This window comes from Dactylosporangium sucinum, from assembly GCF_014647515.1.
GTDB classification, from domain to species: domain Bacteria; phylum Actinomycetota; class Actinomycetes; order Mycobacteriales; family Micromonosporaceae; genus Dactylosporangium; species Dactylosporangium sucinum.
This window is the reverse complement of record NZ_BMPI01000006.1, coordinates 72,545-86,329: the sequence shown is the minus strand read 5'-3', so window position 1 is coordinate 86,329 and position 13,785 is coordinate 72,545. Positions and strand designations below refer to the sequence as shown.

12 protein-coding genes are annotated in these 13,785 nt (G+C 71.9%); 4 read left to right on the top strand and 8 right to left on the bottom strand.

All coding sequences use genetic code 11. The features are described 5' to 3' along the window. Window positions 1-80: 80 nt before the first annotated feature. The 3 genes from IEZ31_RS07560 to IEZ31_RS07550 form a co-directional block, all read right to left on the bottom strand. Window positions 81-1,538 carry a DUF1996 domain-containing protein gene (locus IEZ31_RS07560; RefSeq protein WP_190249033.1) on the bottom strand — a complete coding sequence of 486 codons (1,458 nt, stop codon included), beginning with the start codon at window positions 1,536-1,538 and terminating at the stop codon, window positions 81-83. Window positions 1,539-1,650: 112 nt separating this feature from the next. Further along, the gene (locus IEZ31_RS07555) at window positions 1,651-2,484 is read right to left on the bottom strand and encodes a class II fructose-bisphosphate aldolase (RefSeq protein WP_190249032.1); all 834 of its coding nucleotides are present in this window, start codon (window positions 2,482-2,484) and stop codon (window positions 1,651-1,653) included. Next, window positions 2,465-3,598: a 1-phosphofructokinase family hexose kinase gene (locus IEZ31_RS07550; protein WP_229834427.1), complete on the bottom strand. Its 1,134-nt coding sequence runs from the start codon at window positions 3,596-3,598 to the stop codon at window positions 2,465-2,467. The genes IEZ31_RS07555 and IEZ31_RS07550 overlap by 20 nt, the downstream gene beginning before the upstream one ends. A gap of 120 nt (window positions 3,599-3,718) precedes the next feature. On the opposite strand from IEZ31_RS07550, the gene IEZ31_RS07545 reads away from it, so the two are divergent. Then, window positions 3,719-4,915 carry a carbohydrate kinase family protein gene (locus IEZ31_RS07545; RefSeq protein ID WP_229834418.1) on the top strand — a complete coding sequence of 399 codons (1,197 nt, stop codon included), beginning with the start codon at window positions 3,719-3,721 and terminating at the stop codon, window positions 4,913-4,915. On the opposite strand, the gene IEZ31_RS07540 is transcribed toward IEZ31_RS07545, so the two are convergent. The 5 genes from IEZ31_RS07540 to IEZ31_RS07520 all read right to left on the bottom strand — a co-directional run bounded on the left by IEZ31_RS07540 (window position 4,896) and on the right by IEZ31_RS07520 (window position 10,398). Continuing rightward, entirely contained in the window at window positions 4,896-5,720 is an 825-nt protein-coding gene (locus IEZ31_RS07540; RefSeq protein ID WP_190249031.1) for a carbohydrate ABC transporter permease, read from the bottom strand. The genes IEZ31_RS07545 and IEZ31_RS07540 overlap by 20 nt on opposite strands. After that, the gene (locus IEZ31_RS07535; protein ID WP_190249030.1) at window positions 5,720-6,655 is read right to left on the bottom strand and encodes a carbohydrate ABC transporter permease; all 936 of its coding nucleotides are present in this window, start codon (window positions 6,653-6,655) and stop codon (window positions 5,720-5,722) included. Before IEZ31_RS07535 ends, IEZ31_RS07540 begins: the two co-directional genes overlap by 1 nt. Next, complete coding sequence (locus IEZ31_RS07530) at window positions 6,652-7,956, bottom strand: ABC transporter substrate-binding protein (protein ID WP_190249029.1); 1,305 nt, start codon at window positions 7,954-7,956, stop codon at window positions 6,652-6,654. The genes IEZ31_RS07535 and IEZ31_RS07530 overlap by 4 nt, the downstream gene beginning before the upstream one ends. A 61-nt stretch (window positions 7,957-8,017) precedes the next feature. Beyond that, complete coding sequence (locus IEZ31_RS07525) at window positions 8,018-8,908, bottom strand: SIS domain-containing protein (RefSeq protein ID WP_190249028.1); 891 nt, start codon at window positions 8,906-8,908, stop codon at window positions 8,018-8,020. A 194-nt stretch (window positions 8,909-9,102) separates the two neighbouring features. Beyond that, the gene (locus tag IEZ31_RS07520; RefSeq protein ID WP_190249027.1) at window positions 9,103-10,398 is read right to left on the bottom strand and encodes an alpha-glucosidase/alpha-galactosidase; all 1,296 of its coding nucleotides are present in this window, start codon (window positions 10,396-10,398) and stop codon (window positions 9,103-9,105) included. A 110-nt stretch (window positions 10,399-10,508) separates the two neighbouring features. Here IEZ31_RS07520 and IEZ31_RS07515 point away from each other — a divergent pair, with 110 nt between their 5' ends. From IEZ31_RS07515 to IEZ31_RS07505, 3 genes are all read left to right on the top strand, one after another. Continuing rightward, a complete protein-coding gene (locus tag IEZ31_RS07515) occupies window positions 10,509-11,294 on the top strand; it encodes a DeoR/GlpR family DNA-binding transcription regulator (RefSeq protein WP_190249026.1) in 786 nt (261 codons plus the stop codon). Beyond that, window positions 11,291-12,520 (top strand): Gfo/Idh/MocA family protein, encoded by a 1,230-nt coding sequence (locus tag IEZ31_RS07510; protein ID WP_190249025.1) that lies wholly within the window; start codon window positions 11,291-11,293, stop codon window positions 12,518-12,520. Before IEZ31_RS07515 ends, IEZ31_RS07510 begins: the two co-directional genes overlap by 4 nt. Window positions 12,521-12,779: 259 nt before the next feature. Next, window positions 12,780-13,757 carry a LacI family DNA-binding transcriptional regulator gene (locus IEZ31_RS07505; protein ID WP_190249024.1) on the top strand — a complete coding sequence of 326 codons (978 nt, stop codon included), beginning with the start codon at window positions 12,780-12,782 and terminating at the stop codon, window positions 13,755-13,757. The last annotated feature ends 28 nt before the right edge of the window (window positions 13,758-13,785 follow it).

The following is a 13,785-nucleotide window of genomic DNA, read 5'->3' as shown; positions in this document are numbered from 1 at the left end:
CCAAACCTCAGGGTGGTCTGACGTTGCAGCTAACGGGAAAGGCCACCCGTGGCGGCGGGTGGCCCTCCCTGCTCAGGGTTCTAGAAGTTGCCGGCCGAGTTGCACTTGTACCCCTGGTCCAGGCAGTCCCGGACCCGCTGGGCGAGCGCCTCGGGCTCCCACGCGTTCCAGAAGTCCGCGTGCATCGAGTAGCCGGTGCCGGAGGCGAGCGAGATGCCCTCCGTGTTCGTGTTCAGCGGGTAGGCGATCACGAACGACACCGACGGGATCGGCACCGGGTGCGTCTTCGGGCAGGCGCCCGTGTGGTCGCCCCAGGCCATGTGCGCCTTGTGGTCCGGGCTGTCCAGGTGCACGCCGTCCCAGCAGTCCGGGAAGGTGACCTGCCGGACGAGCTCGGCGGTCTTCGCGCAGACCGGGTACTCGCCGTTGGCGGTGCGGCCGACCTCGCCGCCGATGCCGGCGCACCAGAAGTGGTTGCCCTGCTTGTCCGGGGTGTCGGTCTGCACCTTGGCGTCACCCGTGATCATGCGCAGCCCGAGCGGGAACGGCTGGGTCTTGCTCGGGTCCTTCAACCGCGAACCGTAGTAGACGGTCACGGCCTTCGGGTCGACGACGCTGCCGTTCTGGTACAGCGTGGGGACCCAGTACGCCGAATGGTCCTCCTTCGGCTTGCAGCTGGTCGCCGCGCCGAAGAGCGACTCGGTCGTCGAGGCCGCGCTGGTCGTCTTGTTGCCGAAGAAGGTGTGGTTGTGCGAGGCGCCGGCCAGGCCCGGGAAGACGATCGGGTCGTCGCTGGCGTGGTGGCTGATCGTGCACTGGGCGTTGAACTCCGGCACCTTCACCGGGTTGTTGGTGATCGGCCTCGGCTTGCGGGCGAAGAAGGCCGCGATGTCGGCGGCCTGCTTGGCCGGGTCCACGGTCGGCCAGCCGGTGCTCGGCGGCGGTGGGGCGCTCGTCGGCGGCTTCGTGGAGGGGGCGGCCGTCGGTGAACCCGGCACGGTCGCGGTCGGCGTGCGCTTGAACTGCAACCAGTTGACGTTGATGAAGTCGCTCGACTGGCCGCTCTTGAGCAGCAGGAACACGGTCTGCTTGCCGGTCAGCTGCGTGGTGCTGACCGCGGTCCTGGTGACCCAGGTCTGCCAGCCGCCGGTGTAGCCGACGTCGTACGTGGCGAGCAGCTCGCCCGCCTGCGAGCCGGCGCGCAGCTCGATCGTGCCGCCCGCCCGGCTGGCCGCGGCGACGCGCACGCTGGCGGTGAGGGGGCCGGACGTGCCGAGATCGATGCCGTCGTACCGCATCCAGTCGCCGTTGGCGAGCCAGCCGACGTTCTTGCCGCCGCCGGTGTCGCCGGTGTTCTCGGTGCGGGCGCCGTTCTGCGCGCTCCAGGCCTCGGCCTGGACGACGCCGGCGGTGTCGCTCTGCTCGGCGCCGGCGGTCGTGCTGATGATGACGGTGGTGGCGACTGCGCCGGCGACGGGCACCGTGAGCAGGGCCAGCAAGGCGCGGCGCCGCGACTTCTTCGGGGTCGGATCGTGCATGGTGGGACGGCCCTCCAGGAGGCACTCCGGTTGGTGGCGTCGCCGACCGTACGCACCTGGAGAGCGCTCTCTCAAGCGTTCCCGGGAGATCTAAGTGGAACGTAAAGGTGGTCTAAAGGAGGGTCACGACGCGCAGTGCCCGCGTCACCGTGGCGGCCATCTCGTCGCGGGCCGGCCGGAGGTACCTGCGGGGATCGACCGACGTCTGCACGGCCAGCTCCCGCCGGATCGCGCCGGTGAACGCGATGTTGAGCGCGGTGCCGATATTGATCTTCACGATCCCGGCGGCGACCGCCTTGCGCAGGTCGTCGTCGCCGACCCCGGACGACCCGTGCAGCACCAGCGGCACCGGGGTCGCCTCGCGCAGCTGCTCGATCAGCGCGTGGTCGAGCCGCGCGTCGCGGGTCGTCATCGCGTGCGAGGAGCCGACGGCGACGGCGAGCGCGTCGACGCCGGTCGCGGCGACGTACGCCGCCGCCTCGCCGGGATCGGTCCGCACCCCGGGCGCGTGCGCACCGTCCTTGCCGCCGACCTCGCCCAGCTCGCTCTCGATCCACAGCCCCTGCGCGTGCCCCCTTTGCGCCGCCGCAGCGGTAGCGGCGACGTTGCCTTCGTAGTCTCGTTTGGAGGCGTCGTACATCGCCGAGCCGAACCCGTTGGCCGCCGCCTGGTCGAACAGCTCGTCGCTCTCGACGTGGTCGAGGTGCAGGCCCACCGGCACCGACGACAGCTCGGCGACGCAGCGCGCGGCGGCCGCGATCGGGGCCAGGCGCCCGTCGTGGAACCGCACGGCGTTCTCGCTGATCTGCAGGATCACCGCGACGCCGGCGGCCTCCGCGCCGGTCACGATGGCCTCGGCGTGCTCGACGGTGATGACGTTGAACGCGCCGACGCCGACGCCCCGGCGCTGCGCGTCGGCCACGATCTCACCGGTGGGGCTGAACATCTGGCTGCACTCCTTGCATGGTTCTGCGGAAGGTTTGGTACTGCATGAGGTCGATCTCGCCGGCCACCGGCGCGACGACGGCGGCCGCGGCGAGGGCGGCGGCGTCGGCGAGGACGTCGGCCCAGGCTGCGCCGGTGTGGCGGCCTCGGGCGGGGCGGTCTTCGGCTCGGCCGTCTTGTGCGCGGTTGTGTTCTGCTCGGCCGTCTTCTGCGCGATTGCCATCTGTGCGGCCGTCTTCTGCGTGGTTGTCTTTTGCGTGGTTGTGTTCTGCGCGACTGTCCTCTGTGCGGTTGTGTTCTGCGCGGTTATGTTCTGCGCGGTTGTCTTCGGGTCGGTCGTAGGTGGTGGGGCCGTCCTTGGCGAGGCCGTTGCGGAGGCCGCGGGCGAGGGCGGCGACGCAGGCGTCCCCGGCGCCGGTGGGGTTGCCGGTGACGACGGCGGGCGGTGGCACGCGCCAGACGCCGTCGGCGGTGTGCGCGTGCAGCCCGCGATGGCCGAGCGAGACGACGACCGCGCGCACTCCGGCCGCGATGACGTCGACGGGGCGCCGGCCGAGGGCGGCCAGTTCGTGTTCGTTGGGCTTCACGACGTCGGGCGCGGCGCCGACGCCGTGGTGCAGGGGCTCGCCGCTGGTGTCGAGCACCGTTGGCACGCCCTGCTCGCGGGCGGCGCGGATCAGCACGGCGTAGGCGTCGGGCGGGAGGCCCTTGGGGAGCGATCCGCTCAGTACCACCGCATCCGCCGCGGGCAGCAGTGCCGCGAAGTGGTCGAGGAACGCGGCCCACTCCGGGCCGGTGACGGTGGGGCCGGGCTCCCACAGGCCGGTCGCGTCGGCGGCGTCGACGATCGTCACCGTGCGGCGGCTGTCGCCGGCGATCGGTACGAACGCGGCGGGGAAGTCGACGAGCCCCTGGATGTGCGCGCCGGTCGGGCCGCCGAGCAGGCCGGTGGCGAGCACCGGCTCGCCGAGGGCGTGCAGCACGCCGGCCACGTTGAGCCCCTTGCCGCCGGGTCGCTCGGCGACCGTCCGCACCCGGTTGGTGGCGTGCGGGACGAGCGCGTCGACCGTGTACGTCAGGTCGAGCGCGGGATTCAGCGTCACGGTCAGGATCACGGCCGAGTGCTCGTTTCTGCGCGTCTGGCGCTCTTACGAACGCAAAGCGACTGCTGATACTGTCCGAACGAGCACTGGATCGGTGTCGATGCGGCACAGGTGATGCGCTGGAGGCGAGACGTGCGGTTCGACGTGCTGGTGGTCGGGGACGCCAATCCGGACCTGGTCCTGCGGGGCGACGTGCGGCCGCGGTTCGGGCAGGAGGAGCAGCTGCTCTCCGCCGCCGACCTCGTGCTCGGCGGCTCGGCCGCGATCACGGCAGCGGGGTGCGCGCGGCTCGGGCTGCGCACGGCGCTGCTCACCGTCACCGGCCCCGACATCTTCGGCGCGTTCGTGCGCGAACGGCTGGCCGAGCGGGGCGTCGAGGTGCTCCAGCCCGCGCCGACCGAGACGCCCACCGGCCTCAGCGTGATCCTGTCCGCGCCGGACGACCGGTCGATCCTGACGCTGCCGGGCACCATTCCCGCGCTGCGGCCGGCCGACGTGACCGACGAGCTGCTCGCCTCGGCCCGGCACGTGCACGCGGCGTCGGTGTTCCTGCAGCCGGCGCTGCTCGCGGGGCTGGCCGGCGTGTTCGAGCGGGCCCACGCGCTCGGGTTGACGACGTCGCTGGACACGAACTGGGACCCGGACGGCCGCTGGGACCGGGTGGTGCCGGTGCTCGCCCACACGGACGTCTTCCTGCCGAACACGGCCGAGCTGCTCGCGGTGGCGTCCGGCGACCGGTTGTCCACGACCGGACCGCTCACGGTGGCGTCCGGCGACCGGTTGTCCACGACGGAACCGCTCGCGGTGGGCGGCGACTCGGTCGAGCAGGCGGCCGCGCGGCTGGTGGCCGGCGGCACGACGGTGGTGCTGAAGGACGGCGCCCGCGGTGGCCGCGCCTGGTGGCCGGGCGGCGAGTGCGCGGCGCCCGGGCTCGCCGTCGACGTGGTGGACACGACCGGCGCGGGGGACAGCTTCAACGCGGGCTTCCTGGCCGCCCGCCTCCGCGGCCCCGCCGGAGTGGGCCCCGCCGGAGTGGGCCCCGCCGGAGTGGGCGCGGCCGAGGCAGCCGCAGCCGAGGCAGCCGCAGCCGAGGCAGCCGCAGCCGAGGTGGCTGCGGTGGGTGCTGCCGGTGGGAGCGGTGCCGGTCCGAGCTGGAGTGGTGGGAATGGGAGCGGCGTTGCCGGCGGAAGCGGCGCGGGGAGCTGGGGCGGGACCGACCTGGCGACCGCCGTGGCGTGGGCCGTGGCGGCGGGGTCGTTGAGCACCAGGGCGGCCGGGGGTACGGCCGCGCAGGCCACCGTCGAGGAGGTCATCCTTTCAGTCCGCTGAACGTCATCGTCGCGATGAAGCGCTTCTGGGCGACCAGGAAGGCCACGATCAGCGGTACCGTCGCGACCACATTGCCCGCCATCAACTGCGACCACTCGGTGCGGCGCATGCCCTGGAAGGTCGCCAGGCCCACCTGCAGCGTGAAGCGGCGGTCGTCGCTGATCGCCACCAGCGGCCACAGCAGGTCGTTCCAGCTGGAGAGCAGCGTGAACACCGCCAGCGTGGCCAGCGCCGGGCGGGCCAGGGGGAGCACGATGCTCACGAACGTGCGCCAGACGCTCGCGCCGTCGATGCGGGCCGCCTCCTCCAGTTCGCCCGGCAGGGTCAGGAAGAACTGGCGCATCAGGAAGATGCCGAAGGCCGACGCGAGCCACGGCACGAACGCCGCCGCAAGAGTGTCGACGATGCCGAGGCGGGCGAACATGAGGTACGTGGGAATCATCAGGAGCTGGATCGGGATCATCACCGTCGCGAGCACGGCCACGAAGGCGACGCCCCGGCCGGCGAAGCGCAGGCGGGCGAAGCCGTAGCCGGCGGCCGAGCACAGGATCAGGTGGGACGCGACCGAGATCGCCGAGACCAGGACGGTGTTGCCGAACCACTGCAGGATGTGCGACTCGGTGAACAGCGCCTTGTAGCCGTCGAGGTGCACGCCGCTGGGGATGAACTTCGGCGGGAACCGGTTGATCTCCCGCTCGCTCATGAACGAGGTCAGCACCATCTGCACGAGCGGCAGGACGAAGATGAGCGCCAGCGGCATGAGCAGCAGGTGCCACGGGCTGAACGGCAGGAACCGGCGGCGCATCAGAACGCCTCCTCTCCGCTGCGGCGGGAGCGCCAGATGACGAGCGCGGTGAGCAGCAGGGTCACGGCGAACAGCAGGTAGGCCACCGCCGCGCCGTAGCCCAGCCGCCGCGTCTGGAAGGCCAGCTCGTAGACGTAGTAGACGATCGTCTGTGTGCTGTTCATCGGCCCGCCGCGCGTCGTCGTGTAGATCAGGTCGAACAGCTGCAGGGCCGTGATGGTCTGCCAGACCGAGGCGAACAGGGTGACCGGCCGCAGCTGCGGGAGCGTCACGCTGCGGAAGATCCGCCAGCGGCTCGCGCCGTCCACGGTGGCCGCCTCGATGAGCTCACGCGGCACGTCCTGCAGCGCCGCGAGGTACACCACCGACGTGAACCCCACCTCGCCCCACAAGGCGATGACACAGACCACGATCATGGCCTGGGCCGGGTCCTCCAGGAACTGCTGGGGCGGCAGGCCGACCCGGCGCAGCACCTCGTTCACGCCGCCGAACTGCGGGTTGAACACGTAGCCGGCGAGGATGCCGGTGGACGCCGCGGACGCCACGTAGGGCACGAATATGCACGTACGGTAGAAGCCGATGAGCCGGATCTTCTGGTTCAGCGCGGTCGCGATGACCATGCCGGCGGCGATCGACGACGGCACGAACAGCGCGGTGAGCAGCAGCGTGTGCTGCGCCGCCGCGGCGAGGTCGGGATCCTGCGCGAGTCGCTCGTAGTTGCGCCAGCCGATGTTCTCCGGCTCGGCGATGCCGTTCCACTTGGTGCGCGAGATGAAGAACGCCCACACCGCGGGGAACAGCGACAGCCCGACCACGACGAGCGTCGCCGGCCCGGCGAAGGCCCACCCGGTGAGGGTCCCGCGGACCCCCGGTCCCCGCCGGCGCGGAGTCGCCTCCTTGCCCTTGCCGGCGGAGACCGCGAACGTCAGGGTCACGAGTCCTCCAGCACACCGGCGGACTTCTTGGCCGCCTCGTCCAGCGCCTCCTTCGGCTTGGCCGCGCCCTGCAGCACCTTGGCGATGGCGTCGCCGACGTTGCGGGACATCTCCTCGTAGCCGGCCACGGTCGGGCGGGCCTGCCGAGCGTTGGCCAGGTTGTCGAAGAACTTCTGGCCGCCCGGGTACTCCTTGACGTACTCGGCGAACTCGGGCGTGCCCTGCTCGGTGCTGCGCAGCGGGAGGTTGCCGATCGCGAGGTTCCACTTCGCGTCGATCTCCTTGCTGGTCAGCCACTTGATGAAGTCGCGCGAGGCGCCGGCCCGGTTGGCGTCCTTGTGGTCGAACAGCACCCAGAGGTCGGGGCCGGAGACGGTCTGGTGGTCGCCGTTGAAGCCGGGCAGCTGGGCCACGCCGTACTCGACGCCGGCCTCCTGCAGCTCCAGCAGCGCCCACGGGCCGGACATGACCATGCCGACGTGGCCGTCGTTGAACAGCGGCAGGTACTTCTCGTCGGTCTGGTCGAGGTACATCGACTTGTCGTCGACCGCCATCGACCGCAGCAGTTCGAGCGCCTCGACGCCGGCGTCGGAGTTGAAGGCCGGCTTCTTGCCGTCGAGGATCTTGCCGCCCTTCTGCCACAGCAGCGGCCACAGATGCCAGGTGGTGTCCTCGCCGCCGGACACCGAGTACGCGGTGCCGTAGACGTTCTGCGCCGGGTTGGTGAGCTTCTTGGCCGCCGCCCGGAAGTCGTCCCACGACCACTGGTCGGTCGGGTACGCCACGCCGGCCGCGTCGAAGAGCGCCTTGTTGTAGATGAGGGCCAGGTTGTCGACCAGCGCCGGGACGCCGATCACCTTGCCGTCGTAGGTGGCCGTGAGCCGGGCCGCCTCCGGGATCTCGTTCCAGGCGAACGACGGGTCCGACACGTAGGTCGCCAGGTTCTGGGTCTTGCCGCTGGTGGCGAGCTCGCCCGCCCAGCTGCCGTAGGCGTAGGAGATGTCGGGGTAGCTGCCGCCGGTGAACCCGGCGGACAGCTTGGTGAGCAGGTCGTCGGTGGTGGAGGCGCCGGTCGAGGTCTTGATCGTGACGTTGGGGTGGGCCTTCATGTACTCGCCGGCGAGCCCCTCGGCGACCTTCTCGGCGTCCTCGGTCTGACCCGTCCACCAGGTGATCGTCACCGCGGCCGCCGGGTCGTAGCCCGCGGCCGCGTCCTTTCCGTCGTCTGTACTGTCGCCGCCGCTACAGGCACCGAGCAACAGGGTCAGGCCGGCAACACCGGCGAGGAACCGTCGATTCATCGCTACACCTCTTGTCAGCTGGGGGTCTGGACGCAGGCGAGGACTGGGAAGCGGGGTGTTGTCAGGCGAGGACCACGGAGCGGGTCAGGAGGCGGGGCGTGTCGGGGTCGAGCCCGCGGTGCGCGGCCAGGGCGGTGGCGAAGCGCTGGGCGAGCACGAGCTGGGCGAGCGGGTCGAGGGTGTCCCGGTACGGCTGGGCGCCCGCCGCCCGGACGGCGTCATCGAGCGACTCGGGCGTGGCCCCGAACGACCAGACGAGGCTGCGCTCGCCGGCGACGGCGACGGGCCCGTGCCGGTAGTCCATCGCGGGGTACGACTCCGACCAGGCCTGCGCGGCCTCGCGCACCTTCAGCGCCGCCTCGTGCGCGAGGCCGACCGTCCAGCCGGTGCCCAGGAACACCAGGTGCTCGATCGCGGCCGGGTCGGCCGGCAGCGGCGCGTCGAGCGCGGCCCGGCCGTCGGCGACCAGCCGGGCCAGGTCCGCGCCGAGCTCGGACGCGAGCGCCGCGCGAAACATCGCCAGCAGCGTCGTCGGGAAGCGGGTCTGCACGACGCTGCGCTCGTCGGCGAAGTCGAGCAGCACGCGGGTGTCGACCAGGTCGTCCACCGGCTCGCCGGTCACCGCCGTCACCGCCACCCGGTGCGTGCCGGCCGGCAGCTGCCGCAGCGCCTCGAGCACCTCGGTCGACGTGCCGGAGCGGGTGATCGCGATGACCCGGTCGTAGCGGCGGCGCGGGACGTACTCCGATGCGCAGACGGCGTCGGTCTCGCCGAGCCCGGCGGCCTCCCGCAGCTCGGCCAGGCTCTGCGCCATGAACCAGGAGGTGCCGCAGCCCAGCACGAGCGTCCGCGTCCCGGGCGCGCCGAGGGCGGCGCGGGCCTCGCCGGCCATGGCGACGCCCCGCTGCCACACGTCGGGCTGGCTGGCGATTTCGCGCACAGTGTCGTTCATGAACGGAAGTTATGCTCGTTTGTGTTCGCCGAACAAGACCTCTTGTCCAAGTGAGCATTCTGTGTTGCGCGTTTACGAGCGCAGCGCGCCCCACCCCGGCGCTGTGATGACCGCAGCGCGCCCGTCCCGGCGTGTTATCGCCGCAGCGCGCCCGCCCGGCGCGTCATGGCCGGTAGCGGGCGCGCCACGACGTTTTACGGCCGCAGCGACTCCGGCAGCAGCGCGCCGTGCGCGGCGGTCAGGTCGTCGCAGAGGGCCCAGATCTGCTCGACGGTCAGCGTCGCGGCGGTGTTCGGGTCGACCATGGCCGCCTGCCGGACCAGCCGCGGGTCGCCGTCGAGCGCCGCCCGCACGGTGAGCTCGCCGACGCTCACGAACCCGCGGTTCACCGCCGCGCACTGCGGCGGCAGGTCGCCGACCGCCTCCGGCCGGACGCCGAGCCGGTCGACCACGCACGGCACCTCGACCGCGAAGCCGGCCGGCAGGTTGCTGATCAGGCCGCGGTTGGCCACGTTGGCGTGGATGCGCCGCAGCGTGCCGGTCTCCATGCTGTGGATGACCTGCGGCGCGTACTCGGTGGCGTCCCGGTGCAGGTCCAGCGGCTCCCCGGCGAGCACCGCGGCCCGGGTGGCGGAGTAGTCGGCCAGGTTGCCCTCGCTGATCCGCACGTACTCGCCCACGGGGATGCGCAGCCGCTCGATCTCGCTGTTGTGGTGCAGGTACCACGGCACGTACTCCGACGAGTGCTCGCTGGTCTCGGTCGGGAAGTAGCCGAGCCGGTGGTACATGTCCATCCGCACCCGGCGGCGCAGCTGCGGGTCGGCGTCGATGGCCGCGTCCAGCCGCGGGTAGAGGCTCTCGCCGCGGTGCTCCCAGCGCAGCAGCCAGGCCTGGTGGTTGACCCCGGCGGCGCGGTAGTCGACCTCGTCGAGCGGCACGCCGACCAGCTCGCACAGGTCGTGGACGGTCCAGAACACCGAGTGGCACAGGCCGACCGCGTTGAGGTCGGGCGCGATCGCCGCCAGGTACGCGATGTTCATCGCCATCGGGTTCGTGTAGTTCAGCAGCCAGGCGTCCGGGCAGACCGCGCGCATGTCGGCCGCGATGCCGGCGAGCACGGGGAACGTGCGCAGCGCGCGGAAGATGCCGCCGACGCCGATCGTGTCGCCGATCGTCTGCCGCAGCCCGTACCGCGCCGGGATCTCGAAGTCGCGGACCGTCGCCGCGTGCATGCCGACCTGGATGGCGTTGATGACGTAGCCGGCGCCGTCGAGCGCGGCCCGCCGGTCGAGGCTCGCGGTGATCTTCGGGGTCGCGCCGAGCTGCTCGGCCGTCCGCCGGGCGATCGCCTCGGCGGTCTCCAGCCGTTCCGGGTCGATGTCGTGCAGGGCGAGCGTCACGCCCCGCAGCTCGTCGAAGGAGAGCAGGTCGGCGAGCAGTTCGCGGGTAAACACCACGCTGCCCGCGCCGAGGAACGTGATCACGGTCATGCTCGGATTGTCGGGACGAGGGGAGCGAGCACGCAAGCTTTCTGGGATTTTCGCGCTGAAACGAACTATCCTGACTGCTCGTTTGAACAACCCGGGGGATCGAGGAGCCCATGCCGCGCAGTTCCCTGCACCGTGCCGATCGCGTGTCGGCCATCCTGGAGCGCCTTTCGAGCGAAGGATCGGTCGACGCCGCGGTGCTCGCCGAGGAGTTCGGAGTCTCGCCGGCGACCATCCGCCGCGACCTGCAGATGCTGGAGGACCAGAAGCTGCTCGCCCGCACCCACGGCGGTGCCATGGCGGTCGACGTAGCTTACGAGCTTCCGGTGCGGTACCGCACGGGCCAGCACCGCGCCGAGAAGGCCCTCATCGCCCAGCGCGCCGCCGCGTTCCTGCCCCACGGTCCGCTGACCCTCGGGCTGAGCGGCGGCACCACCACCCACATGCTGGCCCGGCTGCTGGCCGAGCGCGTCGACCTCACCGTGGTGACCAACGCCCTGAACATCGCCGCGGAGCTCGCGCTTCGCCCACGGCTGAAGCTGATCATGACCGGAGGCGTGTCGCGCACCCAGTCGTACGAGCTGGTCGGCCCGATCGCCGAGCAGGCCCTCGCCGGGCTCAACATGGAGATCGCCGTCGTCGGCGTCGACGGCATCAGCGCGCAGGGCGGCCTCACCACGCACGACGAGATCGAGGCGCACACCGACGCGGCGATGATCCGCCGGGCCGAGAAAATCATGGTGGTCGCCGACGGCTCGAAGATCGGCCGCAAGTGCCTGGCCCGCATCTGCGGGCTCGACGACGCCAGGATATTGGTGATCACCGACGACAGTGCCGACCCGGCGGAGGTCCACGCCATCGAGCGCGCCGGCACCACGGTCGTGGTGGTGCGCCAGTGAAGCCGCGGCTGATCGTCGTCGGCGCGGGCCAGCGCGGCCTCGGCTACGCGCGGCACGCGGTGCGCTCGGGTGCGGCCGACGTGGTCGCGGTCGCCGAGCCCGACCCGGCGCGCCGGGCGGCGTTCGCGCACGAGTTCGGCATCCCGGACGAACTTGCGTTCGACGACTTCACCCGGCTGCGCGATCGTGACCGGGTCGCCGACGCCGCCATCGTCGCCACCCAGGACCACCTGCACGTCGAGCCGGCCGTGCTGCTCGCCGAGCGGGGCTACCACCTGCTGCTGGAGAAGCCGATCGCGCCGACCGACGCCGACGCGAGCCGGATCGTGGCGGCGGTGGAGTCCGCGGGGGTGCTGGCGGCGGTGTGCCACGTGCTGCGGTACAGCCCCTACACCGACGCCGTGAAGGCGGTCGTCGACGGCGGCCGTCTGGGGCGGCTGGTGAGCATCCAGCACCTCGAGCCGGTCGGCTGGTGGCACCAGGCGCACTCGTTCGTGCGCGGCAACTGGCGGTCGACGGCCGAGTCGTCGCCGATGCTGCTCGCCAAGGCGTGCCACGACATCGACTGGCTGCTGTACGTGAGCGGGCAGCCGGTGCGCCGCGTCAGCTCGTTCGGCGGCCTCGCCCACTTCCGCGCCGACCAGCGCCCGGCCGGGGCCGCGGAGCGCTGCCTCGACTGCGCGATCGAGCCCGACTGTCCATATTCGGCGCCCAAGTTGTACCTCGGACGCGAACGAACATCGTGGCCGGTCACAGTGGTGAGCAGCGACCCGGGCGACGACGCGATCCGCGCCGCGCTGCGCACCGGCCCCTACGGCCGCTGCGTCTACGCCTGCGACAACGACGTCGTCGACCACCAGGTCGTGTCGCTGGAGCTGGCCGACGGCGCGACGGTCGCGTTCACGATGACGGCGTTCGCCCCGGCCGAGCACCGCAAGACCAGGCTGTTCGGCACCCACGGCTACCTGGAGGGTGACGGCAACCGCCTGCGGCTCGTCGACTTCCGCACCGGCGCCGAGGAGACGATCGACGTCACCGGCTCGGCCGACGAGGGTCACGCAGACGGCGACGACGCCCTGGTGGAAGCGTTCGCGGCGGCCGTGGCCACCGGCGACGCCGGCCGGTTGCGGTCGGACCCGGCCACCAGCCTGGCCGGCCACCGCGTCGTCTGGGCGGCCGAGCACGCCCGCCTGACGGGCACCGTCGTCACCCTGCCCCGCTCCTGACCGCGTCGATCTTGCCGCTCCCAACCAAGTCGATCTTGCCGTGGCCTCGGCCAGGCGGGCAGGGGTGCCCGACAAACCCGGACATCGACGGCGTGTCCGCGCCGGTCCGACACCGCGCTCCGCGCAGGCCAGGGCAGGGCAGGGCAGGGCAGGTACGACTGCACCGCAGCGGCAAGATCGACGCCAGGGGTGGGTTGTGACCGGCGCATAGCGGTGCTAGGTTCCCGCTTGTCGAATCAGTTCGAAAGGCGGTGACGGCGTGGCGGTGACGATCGCCGACGTGGCCAAGCACGCGGGCGTCTCGCGCAGCACGGTGTCGTACGTGCTGAGCGGCAACCGGTCGATCTCCGCCGAGACCATCGCGAAGGTCGAGCGGAGCATCGAGGAACTGCAGTTCCGCCCGCACGCCGGGGCCCGGTCGATCCGCACCCGCCGCACCGGCGTCATCGCGATGGTGCTGCCGCTCGTGCACGGCCCGCACAACCAGGTGCAGATGCCGTACGTCTGGGCGGCGCTGACGGCGGCCCAGGACGCGGGGCTCAAGCTGCTCATGCTCACCGACGACGACGGCACCACGGCGATCCGCGACGCGGTCGGCACGGCGCTCGTCGACGGCGTGATGCTCATGGAGGTGCAGCAGAAGGACCCGCGCGCCAAGCTCCTGCGGTCGCTCAAGTGCCCCGCGGTCCTGGTCGGCACGCCCGACAACCCGCACGGGCTACCGTACGTCGACTTCGACTTCGCCGCGTGCGGGCGGATCTGCGCCGAGCACCTGCTGGAGCAGGGCCACACGCACGTCGGCTTCCTCGGCCAGCCGGCCGACACCTACGAGCGCGGCGTCGCGTACGCCGCCCACGCCCGCGACGGCGCCCTCAACGCCCTGGCCGAACAGGGTGCGCAGGCGACCTGGTCCCCGTGCGAGCCCTCGGCCGGTGGCGTGGTCGGCGCGCTCACCGACCTGCTGGAGCGCGACCCGGCGATCACGGGCCTCATCGTGTACAACGAGTGGGCCCTCCCGCTCGTCGTCGACGGCCTCACCAGCATGGGCCGCGGCGACCTGGCCGTCATCGCGATCTGCCCCGACGACGCGGTGGACCGCCTGTCCCGCCCCGTCACGTCGGTGGCCCTGCCGGTGGAGGAGCTGGCCCGGATCTCGGTCCAGCGGCTGGCCGGCCTGATCAACGGCGCGCCCCAGCCCTCGGTGACCATGCTCGCCCCGGTGCTCAAGGTCCGCTGAGGGCGCCGTGCTCGACTGCCGCACACCT

Bases quoted from the DNA above. Each gene is read 5' to 3' on its own strand.
- IEZ31_RS07560 (WP_190249033.1), bottom strand. From the start codon at position 1,538: ATGCACGATCCGACCCCGAAGAAGTCGCGGCGCCGCGCCTTGCTGGCC.
- IEZ31_RS07555 (WP_190249032.1), bottom strand. From the start codon at position 2,484: ATGTTCAGCCCCACCGGTGAGATCGTGGCCGACGCGCAGCGCCGGGGC.
- IEZ31_RS07540 (WP_190249031.1), bottom strand. From the start codon at position 5,720: ATGCGCCGCCGGTTCCTGCCGTTCAGCCCGTGGCACCTGCTGCTCATG.
- IEZ31_RS07530 (WP_190249029.1), bottom strand. From the start codon at position 7,956: ATGAATCGACGGTTCCTCGCCGGTGTTGCCGGCCTGACCCTGTTGCTC.
- IEZ31_RS07525 (WP_190249028.1), bottom strand. From the start codon at position 8,908: ATGAACGACACTGTGCGCGAAATCGCCAGCCAGCCCGACGTGTGGCAG.
- IEZ31_RS07520 (WP_190249027.1), bottom strand. From the start codon at position 10,398: ATGACCGTGATCACGTTCCTCGGCGCGGGCAGCGTGGTGTTTACCCGC.
- IEZ31_RS07515 (WP_190249026.1), top strand. From the start codon at position 10,509: ATGCCGCGCAGTTCCCTGCACCGTGCCGATCGCGTGTCGGCCATCCTG.